Here is a 23,508-nt window from a genome sequence, read left to right on the forward strand (position 1 = left end):
TAGGCGTTCTCCTTCTTGAACACCGCGGTGCCCCACCAGACCGCGAGGCCGAAGAGCGCGAAGGTCCAGCCCACGCCCCACAGCATCGAGTCTGTCGAAGTCGCCGAAGAAGGACGCGCGGACCGCGTCGACCACGTGCCGGATCGGCATGAAGTCGCTGAGCCGCTCCAGCCAGCCGGCGCCGAAGCTCATCGGCAGCAGGATCCCGCTGAGCAGCAGCACCGGCATCATCACGACGTTGATGATCGGCGCCATCACGTCCTCGCTCTTGGTCGTCAGCGCCAGCGCGTTCGACGCCGCGGCGCACGCCCCGCCGAGCAGCATGGTCAGGACGACGCCGACCACGATGCCGCCGAAGGAGGCATCCATCCCCAGCACCAGCCCCAGGACCACGAGGATCACCGCCTGCACGAACAGACTGGAGCAGGTCGCGGTAGAGCCGCCCGAACAGCAGCGCCGAGCGGTGCGCCGGGGTCACCCGCTCCGCCTCGATCACGCCCTCGCGCCACTCGCCGATCAGCGAGAAGCCGGCGAAGAAGGCGCCGAAGATGCCGAGCCTGGACGAGCATGCCGGGCACGAACCAGGTGTACTGGTTGCCGCCGAGCCTGGGAGATCACCGGCTTGAGCAGCGGGCCGAACAGCAGCAGGTAGAGCACCGGCTGCAGCATCCCGATGATGACCCACGCCGGGTTGCGCAGGTTCATCCGCAGGCTGGCGGTTGAAGACGATCCAGGACTCGCGGAGGAAGAGGGTCATGCCTCGGCTCCTTCGGTGGTGGGGGCGTCGGTCGCGGCGGCACCGGCCTCGGCGTCGCGCAGCGAGCGGCCGGTCAGGGTGAGGAAGACGTCGTCCAGGGTGGGCCGGACGACCTCGATCGACTCCAGGGCGACCCCGGAGGCGTCCAGGTCGCGCAGCAGCCCGGGCACCGCCTTGCCGGCGCGGGCCACCCGGCCGCGGACGTGGTGACCGTCCACCTCGACGTCGCCGCTGATCGTGGCGAGCTTTGTCGCGCGCGATCCTCACCTGCTCGTCGGTGCTGACCTCGAGGTCGACCAGGTCGCCGGCGACGGCGGCCTTGAGGTTGTCGGCGGTGTCGCTGGCGACGATCTCGCCCTTGTCGATGATGATGATCCGGTCGGCCAGCGCGTCGGCCTCGTCGAGGTAGTGCGTGGTCAGGAAGACCGTCGCGCCCTCGCGGGTGCGCAGGTCGGAGATGTGCTGCCACAGGTTGATCCGCGCCTGCGGGTCGAGGCCGGTGGTCGGCTCGTCGAGGAAGACCAGCCCCGGCGAGTGGATCAGCGCCATGGCGATGTCGAGGCGGCGCTTCTGACCGCCCGACATGTTCTTCGGCATCCGCCGCCACAGCCCCTCGAGTCTGGATTCGGTCGAAGAGTCTCCTGGCCCTTGGCCACCGCGGCCTTCTTGGACATCCCGTAGAGCATCCCGTGGTCCACGACCTCGTCGCCGGCGTAGGCGCCGGAGAAGGTCGAGCCGACCTGGGAGCAGTACCCGATCGAGCGTCGTACGTCGACCGGCTGGGTCGCGACGTCGTACCCGGCGACGGTGGCGGTGCCCGCCGTCGGTCGCAGCAGCGTCGTCAGCATCCGCAGCGTGGTGGTCTTGCCGGCGCCGTTCGGGCCGAGGAAGCCGACGACCTCGCCCTCGGCGACGTCGAGGTCGACGCCGCGCACCGCGTGCACCTCGCGCTTCTGCTTGCCCTGCCCGGTGTGGAAGGTCTGCACGAGCCCTCGTGCCTCGATCATCGCGATCCCTTCGTAGTCAACGTTGAACACGGAGTATTCAAGATTGAACACGACCGCGTCAACCGATCGCGCTCACCCCCGCCGCACGCTCTGACCCTGCCACCGCCGCCGAATCATCGGCGAGCGCTTTTCGCGCGGCTCAGCGGCCCAGGAGTGCCCGGTAGCGGTCGCGGTCGCTGCTCATCTGCCAGCCGGGATCGTCGGCCGGCGGCGCCCACGCGGCCGGGTCGAGCGGCAGGTCCCCGCGCCGGAGCCTGCTCGATCGTCTCGCGCAGCCAGGCCAGGCTCGGCGATGGCCAGGTCCAGCCACAGGGTGACCATGCGCAGTGCGTGCGGTGGCGCCGCCTCGGGGCCGACCGGTGTGCCGAGGTCGGCGACCACCTGCTCCAGCGCGGTCCGGCGCCGGGTGAGCGAGCGCAGCGCCCGGGCCGGGGACAGCAACGGCAGCAGGCAGATCGCGGCGCTGAACGCCGTCCGATCGACGGTGCTGACCTCCTCCAGCCCGCTGCGGATCAGCCGCTCCAGCTCGGTGCGGCCGGAGTCGGTCAGGCTCGTAGACCGCGACCGGGCGCCCACCGTCCACCAGGTCGGTGCGGGTCACGTGGCCCTGCCGGGCCAACGTGGACAGGCCGTTGTAGATCGAGCCGGGGTTGACGTGCGCCCAGTCCTCGACCTGCCAGGACAGCAGGCTCGCGCCGGATCTGGTAGCCGTTGACCGGCTCGAACAGCGCGACCGCACCCAGGAGCAGCATCCGGGTGTCGTGGGTCGCCATGACGCCTGAGTCTAGGAGGCGCGGGGAATGCCGGCTCCGGGGCGGAGGTTGCAGCCCGTCGTGACCTCCCCCACCACTACGCCGATCAGCCGAGCGAGCGTGGGACTGCGCAGCGACCGGGGTCCGATCCTCGCCTCGGTGATGCTGAGCGTGGCGCTGGTCGCGATCGACACCACGATCCTGGCGACCGCGGTGCCGGCGATCGTCGAGGACCTGGGCGGGTTCACCCAGTTCCCGTGGCTGTTCTCGACGTACCTGCTGGCGCAGGCGGTGACCACGCCGATCTACGGCAAGGCTCGCCGACGTCTTCGGCCGCAAGCCCCTCATGCTGCTGGGCATCGGGCTCTTCGTGCTCGGCTCCGTGCTGTGCGCCGTGGCCTGGAGCATGACGGCGCTGATCGTGTTCCGCGCGATCCAGGGCCTCGGTGCCGGCGCGATCCAGCCGGCCTCGGTCACGATCATGGGCGACATCTACTCCGTCGCCGAGCGGGCCGTCGCGCAGAGCCTACGTCGCGGGCGTGTGGGCTACCGCCGCGGTGGTCGGCCCGACCCTGGGCGGGCTCTTCTCCGAGCAGGCTCTCCTGGCGCTGGATCTTCTGGATCAACGTGCCGCTGGGCGCGCTCGCGGCGTACGTCCTGGCGCGGCGGTTCGACGAGTCCGCGGCCGGTACGACGCGCGGCGAACGACGGCCGATCGACGTCGGCGGGGCGGTGCTGCTGGCGCTCGCCGCCGGTCTGCTGCTGCTCGGGCTGCTCGAGGGCGGCATCCGCTGGGCCTGGTGGTCGCCCGCCGGGGTGGGGATCTTCGTGGCGGCCGTGGTGCTGCTGCTCGCCTTCGTCGCCGTCGAGCGACGGGTGCCGGACCCGGTCCTGCCGCTGTGGGTGTTCCGCGACCGGGTGCTCAACGCAGCGACGATCGGGGCGTTCGTGGTGGGCATGCTGATGCTGGGCGTGACGTCCTACGTCCCGGTCTACGCGCAGCGGGTGCTCGGCGCGGGCGCCGTCACCGCCGGCCTCGCCGTCGCCGCGCTCGCCATCGGCTGGCCGATCGCGGCGAGCAGCGCCGGCCGGTTCTACCTGCGCCTCGGGTTCCGTCCGTGCCTGCTCGCGGGCTCGCTCTTCGGCGTCCTCGGCACCGGGATCGTGCTGCTCGTCGGACCGGGCAGCCCGGTCTGGCTGCTCGCGCTCGGCTGCCTGGTCCTCGGCCTCGGGCTGGGGTACGTCGCCAGCCCCAGCATCGTCGCCGCGCAGTCCGCCGTCTCGTGGAGCCACCGCGGGGTCGCCACCGGCACCAACATGTTCGCCCGCTCGGTCGGCAGCGCGGTCGGGGTCGCCGTCTTCGGCGCGGTCGCCAACGGCGTCGTCGCCTCCCGGCTCGGTGGGGGTCATCGTGCCGGGGACGTGGACCTGGACGCCCTGCCGGTCGGCGTCCTCGAGCCGGCGCTGCACGCCGTCTTCGTCGGCGTCGCGCTCACCGCGCTGGCGCTGGTGGCGGCGGGTCTGGTCATGCCGAAGAGGTTCGAGCCGGTCGCGGACTGACCGCCCGCGCGCATGTGACCCGCGAGTAGGATCGCGCTCATGAAGCGTGAGATCTACGACGAGGACCACGAGGCCTTCCGCACCTCCGTCAAGGAGTTCGTGGACCGCTCGGTCCTGCCGCACACCGAGGAGCACATCGCCGCCAAGGCGCTGCCCCGGGAGTTCTGGCTCGAGGCCGGCAAGCAGGGCCTGCTCGGCCTCGAGGTTCCCGAGCAGTACGGCGGCGCCGAGGCCGGCGACTTCCGGTTCAACGCCGTGCTGCAGGAGGAGCTCGCCAAGGTCGGCGCGGCGTACCCGACCTGCCACGGCATCCACGCCGACATCACCGCGCCGTACATCGTCGAGCCTGGGCACCGAGGAGCAGAAGGAGCGCTGGCTCCCGGGCGTCGTCTCCGGCGAGATCCTGCTCGGCATCGGGATGACCGAGCCGTCCGGCGGCTCCGACCTGGCCGCGCTGAAGACCACGGCCGTGCGCGACGGCGACGGCTGGATCATCAACGGCTCGAAGACCTTCATCACCAACGGCTACTCCGGCGACCTGTTCGTCACCGCCGTGCGCACCGACCCGGAGAAGGGCCCCAAGGGCATCACCCTCTTCGGCATCGAGGCGACCGCCGAGGGCTTCTCGCGTGGCCGCAAGCTCGACAAGGTCGGCATGGAGGAGTCCGACACCGCCGAGCTCTTCTTCGAGAACCTGCGGGTCACCGACGCCGAGATCATCGGCGAGACTCAACATGGGCTTCATCCACATGATGCAGAAGCTCCCGCAGGAGCGCCTCGGCTGCGCGGTCGCGAACGTCGCGCACGCCAAGCAGATCCTGCTGGAGACGATCCAGTACGCCAAGGAGCGCCAGGCCTTCGGCGCCCCGATCGGCACCTTCCAGCACAACAAGTTCCTGCTGGCCGACCTGGTCACCCGGATCGAGGCCGCCGAGGCCTACATCGACAAGTGCGTGCTCAACCACTCCCAGAAGACCCTGACGGCCATCGACGCCGCCAAGGCCAAGTGGTTCTCCTCGCAGGTCCAGTCCGAGGTGCTCGACCACTGCGTCCAGGCTCCACGGCGGCTACGGCTTCATGAACGAGTACCGCGTCGCTCGCGCCTGGCGCGACGCCCGCGTCACCAAGATCTGGGCCGGTTCCAACGAGATCATGAAGGGGTCTCATCGGCCGCGACCTCGGCCTCTGAGATCCGCCTGCCGAGTGCCGGGCCCGTGCGGGGCTCGGCACTCGCGTCTTTTCCGGGTCGCGCCGCGACCCGTCGGTCGGGGATCATGGGCGGGTGAGTGACGCGAACGCCCTGGTGGCAGAGCCCGGACCCCACGAGGACGAGCCCCACGAGCAGGGCTTCAACGACCGGCTGAACTGGCTGCGTGCCGGTGTCCTCGGCGCCAACGACGGCATCGTCTCGACCGCCGGCATCGTGCTCGGCGTGGCCGGTGCGACCACCGACCGGACGGCGATCCTCATCGCGGGCGTCGCGGGCCTGGCGGCGGGGGCGATGAGCATGGCGGCGGGGGAGTACGTCTCGGTCAGCACCCAGCGCGACTCCGAGGAGGCGCTGCTCGCCAAGGAGAAGCGCGAGCCTGCGCGAGGACCCCGAGGACGAGCTCGCGGAGCTCGCCGGGCTGTACGTCGACAAGGGGCTCGAGCCCGACCCGGCGCTCGAGGTCGCCAAGCAGACTCACGGCGAAGGACGCGCTCGCCGCGCACGCCGAGGTCGAGTCGGGCATCGACCCCGACGACCTCACCAACCCGTGGAACGCGGCGCTGGCGTCGATGATCTCCTTCACCCTGGGCGCGCTGCTGCCTCTGCTCACCATCCTCCTGGTCGCCGCCGACGCGCGCGTCTGGGTCACGGTCGCCGCGGTCGTGGTCGCCCTCGCGGTCACCGGCTGGGGCAGCGCGAGGCTGGGCTACGGCTCCTGGCGGCTCGCGGTGCTGCGCAACGTGGCAGGCGGGCTGATCGCGATGGCGGTCACCCACGGCATCGGCCAGCCTGGTCGGCACCCAGGTGTGATGCGGGCCTTCGCCGCCGTCGTACCGCCCCCGGAGGTGGTGGCCCACCTCGACGCCTTCCTCGAGCCGCGCCGTGCAGCCGCTGACTTCCGCTGGACCCGCCCCGAGCACCTGCACATCACCCTGGCGTTCATGGCCGACGCCGAGCCCCGCCGCGTCGACGAGTACGTCGACCGCCTCGCCACCGCGCTCGACGGCCTGCCGTTGGACGCCCTCGCGCTGTCCGGCGCGGTGGTCTTCCCCACGTCGGCGAGGGCCGGGTCCTCGCGACCGGCGTGACAGGCGCGGACGTGCTCGGCACGGCGTCCGTGCGGGCCCGCAACGCGGCCGTGGCCTGCGGGATCGAGGTCGACGGCCAACGCTTCACCCCGCACGCCACGGTCGCCCGCACCGGCGGCCGGTTCGTGGAGATGACCTCGTGGGTGCGCCTGCTGGAGACCTACACCGGACCGCCCTGGCCGTTCGGCTCGGTCGAGGTGATCGCCTCGCACCTGGGCGAGGGACCGCGCCGCTCGCCCCGCTACGAGACGCTCGCCGAGATCGTCCTGTAGCCCCCGAGAACGCCGGAAGGCCCGGACCCACGCGGGATCCGGGCCTTCCGAGCAGTGCGTCAGCCGAGTGCGCGGACGATGTCCTCGACCCGGTCCTTCGCGTCGCCGAACAGCATCTGGCTGTTGTCGCGGAAGAACAGCGGGTTCTGCACCCCGGCGTACCCGGCGGCCATGGAGCGCTTGAAGACGATGACGTCCTTGGCGTTCCAGACCTCCAGGACCGGCATGCCGGCGATGGGCGAGGTCGGGTCCTCCGACGCGGCCGGGTTGACCGTGTCGTTGGCGCCGATGACCAGCACGACGTCCGTCTCCGGGAAGTCGTCGTTGATCTCGTCCATCTCCAGCACGATGTCGTAGGGCACCTTGGCCTCGGCCAGCAGCACGTTCATGTGACCGGGCAGGCGGCCGGCGACCGGGTGGATGCCGAACCGTACGTCGACGCCCTTGGCCCGCAGGCTTCGCGGTGAGGTCGGCGACCGGGTACTGCGCCTGCGCGACCGCCATGCCGTAGCCCGGCGTGATGATCACCGAGGACGCACCGGCCAGCGAACTCGGCGGCGGCGTCGGCCTGGATCTCGCGGTGCTCGCCGTAGTCGACGTCCGCGCCGGCGGGCGCCTCGATGCCGAAGCCACCGGCGATCACGGAGATGAACGAGCGGTTCATCGCCTTGCACATGATGTACGACAGGTAGGCACCGGAGGAGCCGACCAGCGCGCCGGTGACGATGAGCAGGTCGTTGCCGAGCAGGAAGCCCGACGCGGCCGCGGCCCAGCCGGAGTACGAGTTGAGCATCGACACCACGACCGGCATGTCGCCGCCGCCGATGGAGGCGACGAGGTGCCAGCCGAGTGCCAGCGCGAGCACGGTGAGCACGACCAGGATGACGTCCTGGCCGGTGCCCTCGTCGAGCGAGACGTAGACGATCGTCAGGATCGCGAACAGCGCCAGCGAGCCGAGGTTGATGAAGTTCTTGCCCGGCAGCACGAGCGGCGCGGACTTCATCTTCGCCGACAAGCTTGAGGTTGGCGACGATCGAGCCGGTGAAGGTCACCGCGCCGATGAAGATGCCGATCGAGACCTCGGCCTCGTGGATGTTGACCAGGCTCGACAGCGACTCGTGGGAGCCGAGGATGTGGCCGTTCCAGCCGATCGCGACGGCGGCCAGACCCACGAAGGAGTGCAGCAGCGCGATGAGACTCGGGCATGCCGGTCATCTCGACGATCTTCGCCCGCCACAGGCCGATCGCCCCACCGATCGCGATGGCGGCGAGCATCAGCAGGATGACCAGGGCGCGGTTGTCGACGTACTCACTGACGTCGATGACGCCGGCCACGGTCGCGACCAGCGCGACGGCCATGCCGACGATGCCGAAGGTCAGGCCGTTCTTGGCGCTCTCGTGCTTCGAAAGGCCCGCCAGGGACAGGATGAACAGCAGGGCGGCGACGATGTACGCCGCGCCGGTGATCGAGGTGATGTCCATGGATCAGGCTCCCTTGCTGAACATCGAGAGCATGCGGCGCGTGACCGCGAACCCACCGAAGACGTTGATCGAGGCCAGCAGGATCGCCACCAGCGAGAGGCCGAGGACGAGGTTGTCGTCGCTCGGCACCTGCAGCAGCGCGCCCACGACGACCACGCCCGAGATCGCGTTGGTCACCGACATCAGCGGCGTGTGCAGCGCGTGCGCCACCTTGCCGATGACGTAGTAGCCGATCACGATCGAGAGCATCAGCACGGTGAAGTGCCGGCGCAGGCTCCTCGGTCGGGGCGAGCGCGTTGACCAGCCAGAAGAGGGCGATCGCGCCGAGCGTGATGCCGACCTTGGCGCCCGCGGAGAGCGGCGCCTTCTCCGGCTTGGGCTCGGCGGCCGCAGCGGGAGCGGCGGCCGGGGCGGCGGAGACCTGCACGGCCGGCGGCGGCCAGGTGGACTCCCCGTCCTTCACGACCGTGATGCCGCGCTGGACGACGTCGTCGAAGTCCAGCGTCAGGTTGCCGTCCTTCTCCGGGGTCAGCAGGCTTGAGCAGGTTGACGATGTTGGTGCCGTAGAGCCTGGGACGTCTGCGCGGCCGGGCGGCCGGCGAGGTCGGTGTAGCCCAGGATCGTGACGCCGTTCTCGGTGACGACCTTCTGGTCGGTCACGGTGCCCGCGGCGTTGCCGCCGTTGGCCGCGGCCATGTCCACGATCACGGAGCCGTTCGCCATGCCGGCGACGGTCTCGGCGGTGATCAGCGACGGGGCCGGGCGGCCCGGGATGAGCGCGGTGGTGATGACGATGTCGGCGGCGCGCGCCTCCTCGTCGTACATCGCGGCGGTGGCGGCGACCTGGGCCTCGGACATCTCCTTGGCGTAGCCGTCGGAGGAGACCTCCTGCTCCATGTCGACGTGCACGAACTGCGCACCCATCGACTCGACCTGCTCGGCCACCTCCGGGCGCACGTCGAACGCGCGCACCACGGCGCCCATCGCCGACGCGGCACCGATGGCGGCCAGGCCGGCGACACCGGCGCCGACCACGAAGACGCGGGCCGGCGGGATCTTGCCGGCGGCGGTCACCTGACCGGTGAACATGCGGCCGAACTCGTGGGCCGCCTCGACGACGGCGCGGTAGCCCGCGACGTTGGCCATCGAGGACAGCACGTCCATCGACTGCGCGCGCGAGATGCGCGGCACGGCGTCCATCGCCAGCGCCGTCACACCGGCGGCCTGCAGGCTTCTCCAGCAGGCTCGGGGCTGCGGGCCGGGGCGAGGATCGAGATGATCGTGGCGCCCGGGCGCAGACGGCCGATCTCCTCCTCGGAGGGGGCGTTCACCTTCACGACGACGTCGGCGGACCACACCTCCTCCGACGTACCGACCCGCACACCGGCGTCGGTGAAGACTGCGTCGGGCTGGTCGGCGGCCTCACCGGCGCCGGACTCGACGACGACGTCGTAACCGAGGTTGGTCAGTTGGGATACGGTCTTGGCGGTGGCCGCAACCAGGGTCTCGCCCGGTTTCGACTCGCGGGGGATGCCGATGAGCACGGAGCCTCCAGGCTTTCTGTGAGTACAGCGCTGGTCAACCTACACACGGCTCACCCCCTCACGGGGCCCGTCTTACGTGTGACGTACGTCTATGCAGAGGCGTGCTCAGCCCGCGGCGATGCCGTAGAGCCGGTCTCCCGCGTCGCCCAGGCCCGGCACGATGTAGCCCTTCTCGTTGAGCTTCTCGTCCTGGGCCGCGGTGACGATCGTCACCGGGATGTCGAGGTGCGCGAGCTCCTGCTCCGGGCGCTCGCAGCCCTCGGGCGAGACCAGCAGGCAGACCGCGGTGATGTGGTCGGCGCCGCGCTCGACGAGGAAGCGGATCGCGGCGGCGAGCGTGCCGCCGGTCGCGAGCATCGGGTCGAGGACGTAGCACTGGCGCCCGGTCAGGTCGTCGGGCAGCCGCTCGGCGTAGGTCACCGCCTCCAGGGTCTCCTCGTTGCGGACCATGCCGAGGAAGCCGACCTCGGCCGTGGGCAGCAGCCGCATCATGCCGTCGAGCATGCCGAGCCCCGCCCGGAGGATCGGAACGACGAGCGGGCGCGGCGTCGCGAGCCGGACCCCCGTCGTCGGCGCCACCGGCGTCACGATCTCGGACGCCTCGACCCGCACGTCGCGGGTCGCCTCGTAGGCCAGCAGGGTGACCAGGCTCGTCGGCCAGCGAGCGGAACGTCGGCGAGTCGGTCTCCTGGTCACGCAGGACGGTCAGCCTTGTGGGCGACGAGGGGGTGGTCGACGACGATGGTGCGCATGGGTGAACCTTAGAGCGGCGCGGCCGAAACGCCCCTAGCCCCACGGGCCTTCCCGTGTCACGCTTGGGCCATGTCCGCAGCCGACGCCGTCGACTTCGCGCTCGCCGCCTTCCGCGAGGAGGGGGTGTGGCAGCCTGCCGAGCCTGACCCCCGACCACGCGACCGACGTCGAGACCCTCGTCTCGGCACTGCGCCGCTTCCCCGGCGACGGCGGCGCGGTGGGCCTGGTCGCGGTCGAGGAGGACTTCTTCGTCGTGGTCCGGGTGGCCGGCCAGCAGACCCGGGTGATGCTCTCCGACATCACCGCGGCGAGCGAGTGGGAGCCTGGCGGCCGAGGTGGTCGAGCACCTGGGGCTGCCCGCGGTGGACGACGAGGACGACCCGGAGCCCGCCGGCGACCTCGAGTCCGCTGAGCGACCTCGGTGTGGACGCGATGTTCCTCGCCGAGGTGCTGGACGACGACGAGCTCTACCCCGACGAGATGCTCTCCGAGATCGCCCGGGGCATGGGCTTCGGGGAGCTCTTCGACGACGTCGTCGGCCTGACCTCCGCGTGAGGTCCGCCTGGGACGAGCCGATGCGGCTCGCGCTGGCGGAGGCGTCCGCGGCGCTGGCCTCGGGCGACGTACCGATCGGGGCGGTGGTGCTCGACGCCGCCGGCGCGGTGCTCGGCGCCGGCCACAACGTCCGCGAGCGCGACGGCGACCCGACCGGCCATGCCGAGGTGGTCGCCCTGCGCGCGGCTGCGGAGTCCCGCGGCGAGTGGCGGCTCTCGGGATGCACCCTGGTGGTGACCCTGGAACCGTGCACGATGTGCGCCGGCGCGGCCGTGCTGTCACGGGTCGACCGCGTCGTCTTCGGTGCCTACGACGACAAGGCGGGCGCCGTGGGCTCGCTGTGGGACGTCGTACGGGACCGGCGGCTGAACCACCGTCCCGAGGTCCTCGCCGGGGTGCTGGCGGAGGAGTCGGCCGCGCTGCTGGAGTCCTTCTTCGCCACCCAGCGATGAGTCAGGGGTCGGCGCCGGGTCTGCACCGGGCATGACGACTCTCGACCTCGGGCCCGCCACGACCACCCTCGCCGAGCCTGGTGCGCTCGGTCGGCGACGACGAGCTTGGTGGCCCCGACCCCCTGCCCGGAGTACGCCGTCGGCGACCTCGTCGACCACATCGGCGGCCTCGCGGTCGCGTTCACCGGCGCGGCCCGCCGACAGCCCGTGCCCGGAGCCGACCAGGGCGGGACGGGCGATGCCTCGCGGCTCGAGCCGGGGTGGCGCGACCGGATCGCCGCGGACCTGGCGGAGCCTGGCCCGGGCCTGGCGCGACCCGGCGGCGTACGACGGCACCGCCTCCGCCGGTGGCGTCGAGATGCCGGGCGACGTGGCCGCGGCGGTCGCCCTCAACGAGGTGGTCGTGCACGGCTGGGACCTGGCCACGGCACTCGGCCGGCCCTACGCCCCCGCGGAGCAGGACGTCGCCGCGTGCCTGTCCTTCGCCCGGCCGTTCTCGACGCCCGAGGCGGCGGCCGAGCGCGGCGGCGCGTTCGGCCCGGTGCAGCCGGTCCCGGCGGGCGCGGACCCGCTCACCGAGCCTGCTCGCGCTGCTGGGCCGCCGCGCCTGACTCAGCGCAGAGCCGCCGCCTCCGCGGCCAGCCTTGCTGATCCGCTCCCAGTCCCCGGAGGCCAGGGCGTCGGCCGGGGTGAGCCAGGAGCCGCCGACGCAGCCGACGTTCGGGAGTGCGAGGTAGCCGGGCGCGGAGGCCGGGGTGATCCCGCCGGTCGGGCAGAACCGGGCCTGGGGGAGCGGACCCGCCACCGACCTCAGGTACGGCGCACCGCCGGCCGCCTCCGCCGGGAAGAACTTCATCTCGGTGAGCCCCGCTTCCAGCACGGCCAGCACCTCCGAGACCGTCGAGGTGCCGGGCAGGAAGGGCACCCCGGTCGCGGCCATCGCGGCCAGCAGCGCGGGCGTCGAGCCCGGGGAGACCAGGAAGCGGGCGCCTGCGGCCACCGCCGCCTCCGCCTGGTCGGGGCTGGTGATGGTGCCGGCGCCGAGGACGATCTCGGGCACCTCGGCGGCGATCAGCCGCATCGCGTCCAGGGCCACCGGCGTGCGCAGGGTCAGGCTCGATGGCGGGCAGCCCGCCGTCGACGAGCGCGCGGGCGACCGGGACGGCGTGCGCGAGGTCGTCGATCACCACGACCGGCAGGACGGGGACGAGGTCGAGGACCACGTCGGTGTGCTCAGGAGCGGACAAGGGGCACCTCCGCGGCGGGGGAGAGGACGGGGAAGACGGACGCGCCCTCGTCGGCGGGGCCGACGGTCGCGCGGAAGGCCGCGAACAGGCTCGCGGCCGGTGCCGGCCCACTCCGCGCCGGAGGGAGCGGCGCCGGACGGTGTGCGGCCGGAGAGACTCGGCGTCGATCGTGAGGGTGCCGGCGTCGGCGTCCAGGGTGATCACGTCGCCGTCCCGGACCCGGGAGAGCGGCCCGCCGAGGGCGGCCTCGGGCGTCACGTGGATCGCGGCCGGCACCTTGCCGGACGCGCCGGACATCCGCCCGTCGGTGACGATCGCGACCTGCCGACCGCGGTCCTGGAGCACGCCGAGCGCCGGGGTCGACCTTGTGCAGGCTCGGGCATCCCGTTGGCGGCCGGGCCCTGGTAGCGGATCACCGCCACCAGGTCGATCCCGTCGAGTCTCGCCGTCGGAGAAGGCCAGCAGGAAGTCGTGCTGGTCGTCGAAGACCCGCGCCGGCGCGGAGATCCGCCGGTGCTCGGGCGCCACCGCGGAGGTCTTGACCACCCCGGTGCCCAGGGGGCCGCGCACGACCTTCACGCCGCCGTCGGCGGAGAAGGGGGCCGAGGCGGGCCGCAGCACGTCCAGGTCCAGCGACTCTGCCGGACCGGGCCGCCAGGTGAGCATCCCGTTCGCGAGGACGGGCTCCTCGGTGTAGCGGCGCAACCCGCGCCCGACGATCGTCTCGACGTCCTCGTGCAGCAGGCCCGCGTCGAGCAGGGTGCGGACCAGGAAGCCGATCCCGCCGGCGGCGTGGAAGTGGTTCACGTCGGCGGCGCCGTTGGGGTAGATCCGCGCCAGCAGCGGTACGACGGCCGAGAGCTCCGCCAGGTCGTCCCAGGCTCAGCAGGATGCCGGCCGCACGCGCGATCGCGACCAGGTGCAGGGTGTGGTTGGTGGAGCCGCCGCTGGCGAGCAGGGCGACGCAGGCGTTGAGCACGACCTTCTCGTCGACCATCTCGCCGAGGGTGGGCGCACCGCCTGCCTGTGCCGTGCGTCGTACGGCCACGGCGGCGGCCTCGCGGGTGAGCGCCTCGCGCAGCGGGTTCTCCGGGTTGACGAAGGAGGAGCCCGGCAGGTGCAGGCCCATCACCTCCATCACCAGCTGGTTGGAGTTGGCGGTGCCGTAGAAGGTGCACGTCCCCCGGGAGTGGTACGACGCGGCCTCGGCCTCCAGCAGGCTCCTCGCGCCCGATCTTCCCCTCGGCGAAGAGGCGCCGCACGGCGGCCTTCTCCTTGTTGGGCAGGCCCGAGGCCATCGGCCCGGCGGGCACCCACACGGCGGGCAGGTGACCGAAGGAGAGCGCGCCGATCAGCAGGCCGGGCACGATCTTGTCGCACACGCCGAGCAGCAGCGCGCCGTCGAACATGTCGTGGGAGAGCGCGATCGCGGTGGACATGGCGATCACGTCGCGGCTGTAGAGCGAGAGCCTGCATGCCGTCGCGGCCCTGGGTGACGCCGTCGCACATCGCGGGCACCGCGCCGGCCACCTGGGCCAGGCCGCCCGCACGGATCACCGCGTCCTTGAGCACGGGCGGGTAGGCGCCGTACGGCTGGTGGGCGGAGAGCATGTCGTTGTAGGCTGGTGACGATCGCCAGGTTGGGCTTCTGCCCGCGCGCCAGGCTCGGCCTTGGCGGGCTCGTCGGCCGCGGCGAAGCCGTGCGCGAGGTTGGCGCACGCGAGGCGGCCGCGCGCGGGTCCGCGCCCGGCCGCCGCACGCACCCGAGCCAGGTACGCCGTACGGGTCGCGGCGCTGCGCTCGGTGAGCCGACGGGTCACGTCGGCGAGGACGGGGTGGGTCATGCTCACTCCTGCCAGGTGCGGCCCTCGCGCGCCAGCAGCGTCGCTGCCGCGGCGGGACCGGCGGTTCCGGGGTGGTAGCGGACCGGCTCGAGCGCCGAGCGCTGCCACTGCTCGATGATCGGCTCGGTCCACGCCCACGCGGCCTCGACCTCGTCGCGGCGCATGAACAGGGTCGGGATGCCGCGCATGACGTCGAGGAGCAGCCGCTCGTAGGCGTCCGGGCTGCGCTCGTCGAAGGCGTCGGCGTAGGCTGAGGTCGAGCGAGGCCGGGTGCAGCCGGATCCCACCGGGGCCGGGGTGCTTGGCCGTGACGTGCAGCTGCATGCCCTCGTCGGGCTGCATCCGGATGGTCAGCCGGTTCGGCGTGGTGACGCCCTCGCTGTGCGGGAACATCGCGTGCGGCGGCTCCTTGAAGACGACCTCGATCTTCGACTCCTTGCGCGCCAGCCGCTTGCCCGTGCGCAGGTAGAACGGCACGCCCGCCCAGCGCCAGTTCTGCACCTCGGCACGCAGCGCCACGAAGGTCTCGGTGGTGCTGGGGTGCCCGATCTCCTCGCCGTACGTCGTGTACTGCCCGCGCACGGTGCTCCGGTCCGCCTCCGCGCCGGTGAGCGGCTTGAGGGCGCGCAGCACCTTGAGCTTCTCGTCGCGCACCGGGTCCCCACCGACGTACGTCGGCGGCTCCATCGCGACCAGGCAGAGCATCTGCAGGAGGTGGTTCTGCACCATGTCCCGCATCGCACCGGCCCGGTCGTAGTAGTCGCCGCGGCCGGCGGCGCCGAGGGTCTCGGAGACGGTGATCTGGACGTGGTCGACCCAGCGGGAGTCCCAGATCGGCTCGAGGAAGATGTTGGCGAAGCGGGTGACGAGGAGGTTCTGCACGCTCTCCTTGCCGAGGTAGTGGTCGATCCGGAAGATCTGCCGCTCCTCGAAGACCCGACCGACCGCGTCGTTGACGGCGCGTGAGGAGGCGAGGTCGGCGCCGATCGGCTTCTCCAGCACGACCCTGCTCTCGGTGTCGACCAGGCCCAGGTCGTCCAGGCGCTGGCAGAGCGGGCCGAAGAGGTCGGAGGAGACGGCGAGGTAGAAGACCCGCGTCCGGGTGGTGGAGCCGGTCGCGGCCTCCTCCTTGAGCAGGCCGTGCAGCAGGTCCCAGCCCTCCGGGTCGTGGGCGTCGAGGGCCAGGTGGTGCAGCCGGCTGATCAGCCGGTGCACTGCACCGGCCTCGAGGTGGTCCTCGGGGACGTGGTCGAAGATCGCGGTGGTGACGAGGTCGCGGTAGCCCGCGTCGTCGAGGGCGTGCCGGGAGACGCCGACGATCCGGGTGTCGGGGTGCAGCTGGTGCTGGCGCTCGCGCTCGTAGAGGCCGGGCAGCAGCTTTGCGGAGGGCGAGGTCGCCGGTGCCACCGAAGACCGTGAAGTCGCAGGCCGGGAGGTCGAGATCGGGCGAGAAGGAGACCCACCGACACCACGCTACGACCTAACACTGCTCTTCGGAAGCGTTACTTAGGTCTTTTTCGGATCAAAGTGGAGATGCTTAGACTCCGCGCATGGAGTCGGCGACCGCGGGAGACCTGCTCGCCCTGCTGCGCAGCGGCCGGGCGTCCACCCGCTCCGAGTCGCGCACCGTCACCGGGCTGTCCCGCACTGCGGTCGTCGCGAGGGTCAACGCGCTCGCCGCCGCCGGCCTTCTCCGGCTCGGCGCGGAGCTCGCCTCCACCGGCGGCCGTCCGCCGGGCAGCCTGGTGCTCAACACCGAGGCGGGCGTCGTGCTCGCCGCCGCGATCGGCCGCTCCCGCTCCCAGGTCGCCGTCTTCGACCTCGGCGGCACCGAGCTGTCGTCCTCCGCCGTCGACCACGAGGTCGGCGCCGGACCCGACGAGGTGATGCCCGTGGTCGCCGAGCAGCTGCGCGCGCTGCTCGCCCCGGGGTTGCCGCCCGTGCTCGGCACGGCCGTCTCGATGCCCGGTGTCGTCGACCCCGACCGGGGCGTCAGCGTGGACACGCCGGTGATGGCGGGCTGGGACGGGGTGCCGCTCGCGCCGTACCTCGCCGGGGTGGCGGACGCGCCGCTGTTCCTCGCCAACGACGCCGACATCCTCGCCCGCTCGGAGGCTCCTCGGCCACGCGGCCACCGTCCGTGACCTGCTCGTCGTGAAGGCCTCGACCGGCATCGGGCTCGGGGTGCTGGCCGACGGCCGGATCGTCAGCGGCTCCCGCGGCGGCGCCGGGGACCTCGGCCACACCAAGGTCCCCGAGGCCGCCGGCCGGCCCTGCCGCTGCGGTGACGTCGGCTGCCTGGAGACCCTCGCCGCCGGGTGGGCGCTGGTCGCGCGGCTGCGCGAGGAGGGCCGCAGCGTCGACCACGTCCGCGACCTCGTCGCCCAGGCCCACCACGGAGACGCCGAGGCCAAGCAGGCTGCTGCGCGAGAGCGGGCGCCGGCTCGGTGGTTCGCTCGCCGTCGCGATCAACCTGCTGAACCCCGAGGCCGTGGTCCTCGGCGGCGACATGGCGGGGGCGTACGACGTCTACGCCGCGGGGGTGCGCGAGGCGGTCTACGCCCGGGCCTCCGCACTGGCGACCCGGGAGCCTGCGCTTCCTCCCCTCGACGTACGGCGACCGGGCCGGGCTGGTCGGCTGCGCCGCCCTGGCCCTCGACACGGTGCTCTCACCGGCAGCCGTCGACGCGCGTCTGGCCGCGAAGGAGTAAGTTCCCGCGCATGGTCTCGGCATGGGCGGCGAATCTGCGGCTGGACACGAACTGGGTCGACTACGTCGTCATCGCCCTCTACTTCGTGTTCGTGCTCGGCATCGGGGTGATGGCGCGGCGCGCCGTCTCGAACAGCCTCGACTTCTTCCTCTCCGGGCGCTCGCTCCCGGCCTGGGTGACGGGGCTGGCGTTCATCTCCGCCAACCTCGGCGCGGTCGAGATCATCGGGATGAGCGCCAACGGCGCGAAGTACGGCATTCCGACGGTCCACTACTTCTGGATCGGCGCGGTCCCGGCGATGCTCTTCCTCGCCGTGGTGATGATGCCCTTCTACTACGGCTCCAAGGTCCGCTCGGTGCCGGAGTTCATGCTCCGCCGCTTCGGCCCGACCGCCCACCTGGTCAACGCGATCAGCCTTCGCCGTCGCCCAGCCTGCTCATCGCGGGCGTCAACCTCTACCTGCTCGCCAAGATCGTCGAGATCATCCTCGGCTGGCAGCTTGTGGATCTCGCTGATCGTCGCCGCGCTGGTCGTGCTCACCTACACCACGCTCGGCGGGCTCTCGGCCGCGATCTACAACGAGGTGCTGCAGTTCTTCGTGATCGTGGCGGCGCTGACCCCGCTGACGATCATCGGGCTGCACCGCGTGGGTGGCTGGTCCGGCCTCAAGGACCGCATCGGCGCCACCTCCGGTGGTGGTGACCAGGCTCTCGTCGTGGCCCGGCACGAACCTCACCGAGATCGGCAGCCCCGTGCTGTCGGTGCTCGGCCTGGTGCTCGGTCTCGGCTTCGTGCTGTCCTTCGGCTACTGGACGACGAACTTCGTCGAGGTGCAGCGAGCGATGGCCTCCAAGTCGATCACCGCGGCGCAGCGCGCGCCGATCATCGGCGCCTTCCCGAAGATGTTCATCCCGTTCATCGTCATCCTGCCCGGCATGATCGCCGGTGTCCTGGTGGCGCCGGTCGCCGCGGCGAAGGCCGACCCGAACAGCGACTTCGACTACAACAACTCCCTGATCTACCTGATCCGCGACCTGCTGCCCAACGGCATGCTCGGGCTCGCGGTCGCCGGCCTGCTCGCCTCGTTCATGGCCGGCATGGCCGCCAACATCTCCGCGTTCAACACGGTCTTCAGCCTACGACCTGTGGCAGACCTACGTCAAGAAGGACAAGCCCGACGGCTACTACCTCGCGGTCGGGCGCTGGGCGACGGTCGGGGCGACCGTGGTGGCCGTCGGCACGGCGATCTTCGCCTCGTCGTACTCGAACATCATGGACTACCTCCAGACCCTGTTCGGGTTCTTCAACGCCCCGCTCTTCGCGACCTTCATCCTCGGTATGTTCTGGAAGCGGATGACTGCCACGGCCGGTTGGACGGGTCTCGTCTCCGGCACGCTCGCGGCCGTCGTGGTGGCGGTGCTCGGCACCGACGTCCTCGGCCCGCTCTCGCTCGGCGTGATCGACCTCAAGGGTCAGGGCGCGAGCTTCGTCGCCGCGGGCGCGGCCTTCGTGGTCGACATCGCCGTGAGCGTCGCTGTCACCCTGGTGACCCAGCCACGACCCGAGTCCGAGCCTGCGCGGGCTGGTCTACAGCCTGACCCCCAAGCAGGACTTCCACGACGAGACCGAGGGCGAGCCTGACGTGGTGGCAGCGGCCGAGCACCCTCGCCGGCGTCGCGCTGGTCCTGGTCATCGTCCTCAACATCGTCTTCTGGTGAGGTGACCGACATGGCAGAGCAGAAGCACACCGCCGGTGCGTTCGACATCCGCACGTTCATCGCGGCCCTGATCGGCCTCTTCGGGGTCATCCTCGTCCTGGCCGGGCTGTTCGGGCCGGAGCGGACCGCCGACAGCAGGACCGACGGCTCGTCGGTCAACCTGTGGGTCGGCGTCGGCCTGCTGGTCCTCGCCGCGGTCCTGCAGGGCTGGGCGATGCTCCGCCCGACGGTCGTCGACACCGTCCCGGAATCCGCCGAGGGGACCCGCTCCGAACCCGGGGTGTGAGACCCACCGACCGTCTGCGCGCGAGCCTGGTCCACGCGAGCGCCCGCCACACCGTCCGCTACGGCGCCCGGCTCCGCTTCGCCGGCACGGACCTCCCGCGCCCCCGCCGGGTCCGCTTCGCCACCCGGCACGGCGAGGTCACCGCCTGGGAGCACGACGCGCCGCAGGCCGGACCCGGCGAGGGCCCGGCCCACGTCCACTTCCACGGCGGCGCCTGGCTGATGCGCTACCCCGAGATGGACGACTGGTGGTGTCGCTACGTCGCGGCCACGGCCGGGGTCCGGGTGCTCAACGTGGACTTCCGCGCCGGCCCCTATGTCGCCTACCCGGTCGCGCAGCACCAGTGCCACGACGTCGCCGCGGCGGTGGCCCGCTCGGCACCGGTCACGGTCGGCGGCTTCTCCAGCGGCGGTGGGCTGGCCGCCTCGGTGTGCCTGCAGGCGCGGGAGGCCGGCAGCCTTCGTGCCCCGGCTGCAGGTGCTCGGCGTGCCCGCGCTGGACGTGGCGAGCGAGGTGCCGCGCGGGCGCGGGATGATCTCGCCGTCGTTCCGCGACCTGGTCCGCCGGGTCTACTTCCCCGACCCCGCGACCCGCACGGAGCCGGCTGCCTCACCGCTGCTGGCGCCCGACCTGCGCGGGCTGCCGCGGGCGCTGGTGCTGACGGGGGAGCGCGACACCCTGCGCCCCGACGGCGACCGGTACGCCGCGCGGCTGCGCGAGGCCGGTGTCGAGGTCTGGCACGACGTGACCCCGGGCGTGGACCACTACTTCCTCACCGACGACCCGCAGCGGGCCCGGGCCACGATGGCCCGGGTGGCGGGGGAGATCGCCGCGGCACTGGCCTGACCGGCTCAGCGCGGAGTCGTGGCGCGTCGTACCCCCACGGCCCAGAGCGCGAGGTCGCGCACCAGCAGGGTGAGTCTCGCGGGCGATCATGCGGGCACCTCCTCGAGCGTGGCCAGCTCCGCGTCCGACAGCAGGCGCGACCTGACCAGGAAGCGCACGCCGTGCGGCGCCTCCAGCGAGAAGCCCGCGCCGCGTCCCCGGACGACGTCGATGGTCAGGTGGGTGTGCGACCAGTAGGCGTGCTGTGCCCGCGACATCCACACCGGTACGTCGCGTGCGAGCCCGATGTCGAGGTCCCCGAGATGGACGTCGGCATCGCCCAGCAGGAGTCTCACCGTCCGGGTAGCACATCGGCGAGGACCCGTCACAGCAGCCGCCGGACTGGTGGAAGATCACCGGGCCGTGGGCCTCGGTGAGGGTGCGCAGCAGACTCGGCTGCCGCGGCACTGACGTCGACCCTGCTGGTCACGCGGTCCTCCTGTGGTTGGTGCTGCGGTGGTGCCCGCCGCCGGGGAGGTCATACGGTCCCCGGCGGCGGGAGCGCGGTCGGCCCGGGCAGACGGCTCAGAAGAAGCCGAGGGCGTCCGGGCTGTAGGACACGAGCAGGTTCTTGGTCTGCTGGTAGTGGTCGAGCATCATCTTGTGGTTCTCCCGGCCGATCCCGGACTGCTTGTAGCCGCCGAAGGCCGCGTGCGCGGGATAGGCGTGGTAGTTGTTCGTCCACACCCGGCCGGCCTGGATCTCCTTGCCGGCGCGGAAGGCCTGCGAGCCGTCCCGCGACCACACCCCGGCGCCGAGGCCGTAGAGCGTGTCGTTGGCGATCTTGAGGGCGTCGGCCTCGTCGTCGAAGCCGGTCAGCGAGACCACCGGGCCGAAGATCTCCTCCTGGAAGATCCGCATCGAGTTCTCGCCCTCGAAGACGGTGGGCTGGACGTAGAAGCCCTCGGCGAGGTCGCCCTCGAGCACGGTGCGCTCGCCGCCGGTGAGGATCTTGGCACCCTCCTCCTTGCCGATGTCGATGTAGGACAGGATCTTCTCGAGTTTGGTCGTTGGAGGCCTGGGCGCCGATCATCGTGGTGTCGTCGAGCGGGTTGCCCTGCTTGATCGCCTCGACCCGCTGGACGGCGTCGTGGACGAAGTCGGAGTAGATGCTGCGCTGGACGAGAGCACGCGACGGGCAGGTGCAGACCTCGCCCTGGTTCAGGGCGAACATCGCGAAGCCCTCGAGCGCCTTGTCGTAGAACGCGTCCCGCTCGGCGGCCACGGAGTCGAAGAAGATGTTCGGGCTCTTGCCGCCGAGTCCAGGGTGACCGGGATGATGTTCTGGCTGGCGTACTGCATGATCAGCCGGCCGGTCGTGGTCTCGCCGGTGAAGGCGACCTTGGCGACGCGCGGGCTCGACGCGAGCGGCTTGCCGGCCTCGACGCCGAAGCCGTTGACCACGTTGAGCACCCCGGCCGGCAGCAGGTCGCCCACCAGACTCGATGAGCCTTGAGGATCGACCACGGCGTCTGCTCGGCGGGCTTGAGGACGACGGCGTTGCCGGCCGCCAGCGCGGGCGCGAGCCTTCCACACGGCCATCAGGATGGGGAAGTTCCACGGGATGATCTGGCCGACCACGCCCAGCGGCTCGTGGAAGTGGTAGGCGACGGTGTTCTCGTCGATCTCGCCGATGGAGCCCTCCTGAGCGCGCAGGGCGCCGGCGAAGTAGCGGAAGTGGTCGATCGCGAGCGGGATGTCGGCGGCCAGCGTCTCGCGGACCGGCTTGCCGTTCTCCCAGGTCTCCGCGACCGCGATCGCGGTCAGGTTCGCCTCCATGACGTCGGCGATCCTCAGCAGGACGTTGGAGCGCTCGGTCGTGGACGTGCGGCCCCACGCGGGCGCCGCGGCGTGCGCGGCGTCGAGGGCGGCCTCGATGTCCTCGGCGGTGCCGCGGGCGATCTCGGTGAACCCCTTGCCGTTGACGGGTGAGACGTTCTCGAACCAGCCGCCCTTGACGGGATCGACCCACTGGCCGCCGATGTAGTGGCCGTAGCGGCTCGCGACGGAGACGAGCGAGTCGGGCTGTCCGGGTGCTGCGTAGACGGTCATGGGTTGCTCCAGGTGTCGGTCGGGCCGTCCGGTCTGTGACGGCGGTCACGACGCTAGGAGCCGCGACGTTGCAGCCTCGTTGCGGCGATCCGGTGGATCAGGCCAATTCCTTGTCCAGACGGGCGATCTGGCCCTCGATGAGAGCCCGCATCGGCGCGCCGGCCGGCACCGCGGCCCGCTGGGCCAGCCACATGTCGTAGTCGTCGCGCCCCCACCCGGAGCGGGTCCACGCGGACATCGACTCGGGCGCACCGGAGCGGAGCAGCGCTTGGCGCAGCGAGGCGGCCAAGCCTGTCGCGGAGCCGTACGACGCCGGGCGCGCTCGACCGGGGGAGCACCGGCCCGCCGTACCCCTTCATGGCGGCGCGGAGGTCGCCCGCCGCCAGCCTGGGCCTCGACGGCCAGCCAGTCACCGGCCACCGGGGCGGTGAGCCGGTAGGGGCGCGAGGCGAGCAGGCTCCTCGCCGAGCAGCCCCCGCAGCCGGTTGAGCTCGGCGCGCAGGGTGGAGGTGCCGCCGTCCTCCTCGTAGAGCCGCACGGCCAGGCTCGTCGCCCGTCAGGCCGGCGGGGGAGGCGGCCAGCAGCGCGACGATCTCGCTGTGCCGGCGGGAGAGACGCAGCCGGTTGAGCCGTCCGCGCCCGTCGTCGACGGTCAGCAGGGCCTCGTTGTGGCCGAGCAGACTCCAGCAGCAGGCGCAGCCCGCTGGGGCGCTCGCGCACCGGAGGCGGCAGGTGGCGCGCCAGGCTCGGCCTCCGCCAGCCGGGCGGCCGCGCGGACCATCGCCATCGTCTGGGGCACGACGATCTGGTCGCCGCCGGTCACGTCGAGGACCCCCAGCAGGCTGGCTGGTTCCCGGGTCGTGGATCGGCGTCGCGGCGCAGGCTCCACGTGCGCACCGACTCCCGGAAGTGCTCCTCGCGGGTGATGAACGCGTCCCGGCCGGTGGCGAGCGCGAGCCCCGGCGCGTTGGTGCCGGCCAGCCGCTCGTCCCAGTTGCTGCCCTCGACGAAGCCGATCCGCTCCGCCTGACGGAGCCGGTCCGTCGTACCGGACACCCACAGGAGGGTGCCCTCCGCGTCCGCCAGCGCCATCACCGCGCCGCAGTCGCGCACCTCACGGCCGAGCACGTCGTCCAGCAGCGGCAGCACCCGCGCCAGCGGGTGGGCCTCGCGCCGACCGTGCAGTGCCGCGTCGGCCATCGTGACCGGTGCCGAGCCCAGGCTCCACGGCGACGCCGGCCGCGGCCGAGCGCTCCCAGGACGCGGCGACCTCCGCCCGCATCCGCTGCGGTGCGGGCTCCTGCGTCATGAGTCCAGTAGACATCGTCGTCCC

Annotated in this window: 22 protein-coding genes and 19 pseudogenes; 18 read left to right on the plus strand and 23 right to left on the minus strand. The window is 72.0% G+C overall.

The window, feature by feature from the left end; genetic code table 11:
- Positions 1-753: 753 nt before the first annotated feature.
- The 6 genes and pseudogenes from G5V59_RS37690 to G5V59_RS37705 form a co-directional block, all read right to left on the minus strand.
- Positions 754-975, minus strand: coding sequence for a hypothetical protein (locus G5V59_RS37690; RefSeq protein WP_341351311.1), 222 nt, complete (start codon positions 973-975; stop codon positions 754-756).
- A gap of 250 nt (positions 976-1,225) precedes the next feature.
- Positions 1,226-1,354: pseudogene (locus G5V59_RS37695) on the minus strand (ATP-binding cassette domain-containing protein); the annotation flags it as partial.
- A complete protein-coding gene (locus G5V59_RS37700; RefSeq protein ID WP_341351034.1) occupies positions 1,297-1,764 on the minus strand; it encodes an ATP-binding cassette domain-containing protein in 468 nt (155 codons plus the stop codon). The pseudogene G5V59_RS37695 and the gene G5V59_RS37700, both read right to left, overlap by 58 nt.
- A gap of 180 nt (positions 1,765-1,944) precedes the next feature.
- Positions 1,945-2,340 (minus strand): hypothetical protein, encoded by a 396-nt coding sequence (locus G5V59_RS25585; RefSeq protein WP_278258375.1) that lies wholly within the window; start codon positions 2,338-2,340, stop codon positions 1,945-1,947.
- Positions 2,310-2,537, minus strand: coding sequence for a hypothetical protein (locus G5V59_RS25590; protein ID WP_278258376.1), 228 nt, complete (start codon positions 2,535-2,537; stop codon positions 2,310-2,312). The genes G5V59_RS25585 and G5V59_RS25590 overlap by 31 nt, the downstream gene beginning before the upstream one ends.
- An 11-nt stretch (positions 2,538-2,548) precedes the next feature.
- Positions 2,549-2,815, minus strand: a complete 267-nt coding sequence (locus tag G5V59_RS37705; RefSeq protein WP_341351035.1) for a hypothetical protein — start codon at positions 2,813-2,815, stop codon at positions 2,549-2,551.
- A 47-nt stretch (positions 2,816-2,862) separates the two neighbouring features.
- On the opposite strand from G5V59_RS37705, the pseudogene G5V59_RS25595 reads away from it, so the two are divergent.
- From G5V59_RS25595 to G5V59_RS25625, 7 genes and pseudogenes are all read left to right on the plus strand, one after another.
- Positions 2,863-2,988 (plus strand): annotated as a pseudogene (locus G5V59_RS25595) (hypothetical protein); the annotation flags it as partial.
- 260 nt (positions 2,989-3,248) lie between these two features.
- A complete protein-coding gene (locus tag G5V59_RS25600) occupies positions 3,249-4,076 on the plus strand; it encodes an MFS transporter (RefSeq protein WP_341351036.1) in 828 nt (275 codons plus the stop codon).
- A gap of 39 nt (positions 4,077-4,115) precedes the next feature.
- Positions 4,116-5,265, plus strand: a pseudogene (locus G5V59_RS25605) (acyl-CoA dehydrogenase family protein).
- 234 nt (positions 5,266-5,499) lie between these two features.
- Positions 5,500-5,586 (plus strand): annotated as a pseudogene (locus G5V59_RS37710) (VIT family protein); the annotation flags it as partial.
- A 122-nt stretch (positions 5,587-5,708) separates the two neighbouring features.
- A pseudogene (locus G5V59_RS25615) lies at positions 5,709-6,014 on the plus strand (VIT1/CCC1 transporter family protein); the annotation flags it as partial.
- Between the two features lie 81 nt (positions 6,015-6,095).
- Positions 6,096-6,374 carry a 2'-5' RNA ligase family protein gene (locus G5V59_RS25620; RefSeq protein WP_278260052.1) on the plus strand — a complete coding sequence of 93 codons (279 nt, stop codon included), beginning with the start codon at positions 6,096-6,098 and terminating at the stop codon, positions 6,372-6,374.
- Positions 6,371-6,646 carry a hypothetical protein gene (locus G5V59_RS25625; RefSeq protein WP_278258377.1) on the plus strand — a complete coding sequence of 92 codons (276 nt, stop codon included), beginning with the start codon at positions 6,371-6,373 and terminating at the stop codon, positions 6,644-6,646. The genes G5V59_RS25620 and G5V59_RS25625 overlap by 4 nt, the downstream gene beginning before the upstream one ends.
- A 59-nt stretch (positions 6,647-6,705) precedes the next feature.
- Here the strand turns inward: G5V59_RS25625 and G5V59_RS37715 are convergent, their stop codons facing one another.
- The 6 genes and pseudogenes from G5V59_RS37715 to upp all read right to left on the minus strand — a co-directional run bounded on the left by G5V59_RS37715 (position 6,706) and on the right by upp (position 10,424).
- Positions 6,706-7,101: an NAD(P)(+) transhydrogenase (Re/Si-specific) subunit beta gene (locus G5V59_RS37715; protein ID WP_341351312.1), complete on the minus strand. Its 396-nt coding sequence runs from the start codon at positions 7,099-7,101 to the stop codon at positions 6,706-6,708.
- Positions 7,032-7,649: an NAD(P)(+) transhydrogenase (Re/Si-specific) subunit beta gene (locus G5V59_RS37720; RefSeq protein WP_341351037.1), complete on the minus strand. Its 618-nt coding sequence runs from the start codon at positions 7,647-7,649 to the stop codon at positions 7,032-7,034. The genes G5V59_RS37715 and G5V59_RS37720 overlap by 70 nt, the downstream gene beginning before the upstream one ends.
- Before the next feature lie 28 nt (positions 7,650-7,677).
- Positions 7,678-7,818 (minus strand): annotated as a pseudogene (gene pntB, locus G5V59_RS37725) (Re/Si-specific NAD(P)(+) transhydrogenase subunit beta); the annotation flags it as partial.
- Between the two features lie 82 nt (positions 7,819-7,900).
- Positions 7,901-8,128, minus strand: a pseudogene (locus G5V59_RS37730) (NAD(P)(+) transhydrogenase (Re/Si-specific) subunit beta); the annotation flags it as partial.
- Positions 8,129-8,131: 3 nt separating this feature from the next.
- Positions 8,132-9,672: pseudogene (locus G5V59_RS37735) on the minus strand (Re/Si-specific NAD(P)(+) transhydrogenase subunit alpha).
- A 105-nt stretch (positions 9,673-9,777) separates the two neighbouring features.
- Positions 9,778-10,424: pseudogene (gene upp / locus G5V59_RS25655) on the minus strand (uracil phosphoribosyltransferase).
- 188 nt (positions 10,425-10,612) lie between these two features.
- Here upp and G5V59_RS25660 point away from each other — a divergent pair.
- The 3 genes and pseudogenes from G5V59_RS25660 to G5V59_RS25670 form a co-directional block, all read left to right on the plus strand.
- Positions 10,613-10,837 carry a hypothetical protein gene (locus G5V59_RS25660; RefSeq protein WP_278260054.1) on the plus strand — a complete coding sequence of 75 codons (225 nt, stop codon included), beginning with the start codon at positions 10,613-10,615 and terminating at the stop codon, positions 10,835-10,837.
- Between the two features lie 163 nt (positions 10,838-11,000).
- Entirely contained in the window at positions 11,001-11,432 is a 432-nt protein-coding gene (locus tag G5V59_RS25665; RefSeq protein ID WP_278258381.1) for a nucleoside deaminase, read from the plus strand.
- 87 nt (positions 11,433-11,519) lie between these two features.
- Positions 11,520-12,083: pseudogene (locus G5V59_RS25670) on the plus strand (hypothetical protein); the annotation flags it as partial.
- 49 nt (positions 12,084-12,132) lie between these two features.
- Here G5V59_RS25670 and G5V59_RS37740 read toward each other — a convergent pair.
- The 5 genes and pseudogenes from G5V59_RS37740 to zwf all read right to left on the minus strand — a co-directional run.
- A pseudogene (locus G5V59_RS37740) lies at positions 12,133-12,513 on the minus strand (keto-deoxy-phosphogluconate aldolase); the annotation flags it as partial.
- A 379-nt stretch (positions 12,514-12,892) separates the two neighbouring features.
- Positions 12,893-13,549 (minus strand): annotated as a pseudogene (locus tag G5V59_RS37745) (dihydroxy-acid dehydratase); the annotation flags it as partial.
- A gap of 67 nt (positions 13,550-13,616) precedes the next feature.
- Positions 13,617-13,898 (minus strand): annotated as a pseudogene (locus G5V59_RS25680) (dihydroxy-acid dehydratase); the annotation flags it as partial.
- Positions 13,899-13,941: 43 nt separating this feature from the next.
- A pseudogene (locus G5V59_RS25685) lies at positions 13,942-14,118 on the minus strand (dihydroxy-acid dehydratase); the annotation flags it as partial.
- A 114-nt stretch (positions 14,119-14,232) separates the two neighbouring features.
- Complete coding sequence (gene zwf / locus G5V59_RS25690) at positions 14,233-15,930, minus strand: glucose-6-phosphate dehydrogenase (protein ID WP_278258383.1); 1,698 nt, start codon at positions 15,928-15,930, stop codon at positions 14,233-14,235.
- Positions 15,931-16,073: 143 nt separating this feature from the next.
- Here zwf and G5V59_RS25695 point away from each other — a divergent pair, with 143 nt between their 5' ends.
- From G5V59_RS25695 to G5V59_RS37750, 8 genes and pseudogenes are all read left to right on the plus strand, one after another.
- On the plus strand, positions 16,074-16,667 hold the full coding sequence (locus G5V59_RS25695; RefSeq protein WP_278258384.1) for an ROK family protein: 594 nt from the start codon (positions 16,074-16,076) through the stop codon (positions 16,665-16,667).
- A gap of 10 nt (positions 16,668-16,677) precedes the next feature.
- Positions 16,678-17,853: pseudogene (locus G5V59_RS25700) on the plus strand (ROK family protein); the annotation flags it as partial.
- A 223-nt stretch (positions 17,854-18,076) separates the two neighbouring features.
- Positions 18,077-18,310: pseudogene (locus tag G5V59_RS25705) on the plus strand (Na+/galactose cotransporter); the annotation flags it as partial.
- 67 nt (positions 18,311-18,377) lie between these two features.
- Positions 18,378-18,563: pseudogene (locus tag G5V59_RS25710) on the plus strand (Na+/galactose cotransporter); the annotation flags it as partial.
- Between the two features lie 24 nt (positions 18,564-18,587).
- Entirely contained in the window at positions 18,588-18,875 is a 288-nt protein-coding gene (locus tag G5V59_RS25715) for a hypothetical protein (protein ID WP_278258385.1), read from the plus strand.
- 87 nt (positions 18,876-18,962) lie between these two features.
- Complete coding sequence (locus tag G5V59_RS25720; RefSeq protein ID WP_278258386.1) at positions 18,963-19,238, plus strand: hypothetical protein; 276 nt, start codon at positions 18,963-18,965, stop codon at positions 19,236-19,238.
- A 236-nt stretch (positions 19,239-19,474) separates the two neighbouring features.
- Positions 19,475-19,622 (plus strand): annotated as a pseudogene (locus tag G5V59_RS25725) (alpha/beta hydrolase fold domain-containing protein); the annotation flags it as partial.
- Positions 19,554-20,084: an alpha/beta hydrolase fold domain-containing protein gene (locus G5V59_RS37750; protein WP_341351038.1), complete on the plus strand. Its 531-nt coding sequence runs from the start codon at positions 19,554-19,556 to the stop codon at positions 20,082-20,084. The pseudogene G5V59_RS25725 and the gene G5V59_RS37750, both read left to right, overlap by 69 nt.
- 86 nt (positions 20,085-20,170) lie before the next feature.
- Here G5V59_RS37750 and G5V59_RS25735 read toward each other — a convergent pair whose 3' ends face one another.
- The 6 genes and pseudogenes from G5V59_RS25735 to G5V59_RS25770 all read right to left on the minus strand — a co-directional run bounded on the left by G5V59_RS25735 (position 20,171) and on the right by G5V59_RS25770 (position 23,484).
- Positions 20,171-20,452 (minus strand): DUF779 domain-containing protein, encoded by a 282-nt coding sequence (locus G5V59_RS25735; protein ID WP_341351039.1) that lies wholly within the window; start codon positions 20,450-20,452, stop codon positions 20,171-20,173.
- Positions 20,453-20,648: 196 nt separating this feature from the next.
- Positions 20,649-22,175 (minus strand): annotated as a pseudogene (locus G5V59_RS37755) (aldehyde dehydrogenase family protein).
- 45 nt (positions 22,176-22,220) lie between these two features.
- Entirely contained in the window at positions 22,221-22,895 is a 675-nt protein-coding gene (locus G5V59_RS25755) for a hypothetical protein (RefSeq protein ID WP_278258389.1), read from the minus strand.
- The gene (locus G5V59_RS25760) at positions 22,828-22,998 is read right to left on the minus strand and encodes a hypothetical protein (protein WP_278258390.1); all 171 of its coding nucleotides are present in this window, start codon (positions 22,996-22,998) and stop codon (positions 22,828-22,830) included. Before G5V59_RS25760 ends, G5V59_RS25755 begins: the two co-directional genes overlap by 68 nt.
- Entirely contained in the window at positions 22,995-23,324 is a 330-nt protein-coding gene (locus G5V59_RS25765) for a hypothetical protein (protein WP_278258391.1), read from the minus strand. Before G5V59_RS25765 ends, G5V59_RS25760 begins: the two co-directional genes overlap by 4 nt.
- Positions 23,290-23,484 carry a hypothetical protein gene (locus G5V59_RS25770; RefSeq protein WP_278258392.1) on the minus strand — a complete coding sequence of 65 codons (195 nt, stop codon included), beginning with the start codon at positions 23,482-23,484 and terminating at the stop codon, positions 23,290-23,292. Before G5V59_RS25770 ends, G5V59_RS25765 begins: the two co-directional genes overlap by 35 nt.
- Between the last annotated feature and the right edge of the window lie 24 nt (positions 23,485-23,508).

The organism is Nocardioides convexus (genome assembly GCF_011090295.1).

Excerpts from the sequence above, each read along its gene's own strand:
- G5V59_RS25665 (WP_278258381.1), top strand. The coding sequence starts at position 11,001 with ATGCGGCTCGCGCTGGCGGAGGCGTCCGCGGCGCTGGCCTCGGGCGAC.
- G5V59_RS25715 (WP_278258385.1), top strand. The coding sequence starts at position 18,588 with ATGACTGCCACGGCCGGTTGGACGGGTCTCGTCTCCGGCACGCTCGCG.
- G5V59_RS37720 (WP_341351037.1), bottom strand. The coding sequence starts at position 7,649 with ATGAAGTCCGCGCCGCTCGTGCTGCCGGGCAAGAACTTCATCAACCTC.
- G5V59_RS25620 (WP_278260052.1), top strand. The coding sequence starts at position 6,096 with ATGCGGGCCTTCGCCGCCGTCGTACCGCCCCCGGAGGTGGTGGCCCAC.
- G5V59_RS37700 (WP_341351034.1), bottom strand. The coding sequence starts at position 1,764 with ATGATCGAGGCACGAGGGCTCGTGCAGACCTTCCACACCGGGCAGGGC.
- G5V59_RS25720 (WP_278258386.1), top strand. The coding sequence starts at position 18,963 with ATGGCAGAGCAGAAGCACACCGCCGGTGCGTTCGACATCCGCACGTTC.
- G5V59_RS25590 (WP_278258376.1), bottom strand. The coding sequence starts at position 2,537 with ATGGCGACCCACGACACCCGGATGCTGCTCCTGGGTGCGGTCGCGCTG.
- G5V59_RS25695 (WP_278258384.1), top strand. The coding sequence starts at position 16,074 with ATGGAGTCGGCGACCGCGGGAGACCTGCTCGCCCTGCTGCGCAGCGGC.
- G5V59_RS37750 (WP_341351038.1), top strand. The coding sequence starts at position 19,554 with ATGTCGCCTACCCGGTCGCGCAGCACCAGTGCCACGACGTCGCCGCGG.
- G5V59_RS25770 (WP_278258392.1), bottom strand. The coding sequence starts at position 23,484 with ATGACGCAGGAGCCCGCACCGCAGCGGATGCGGGCGGAGGTCGCCGCG.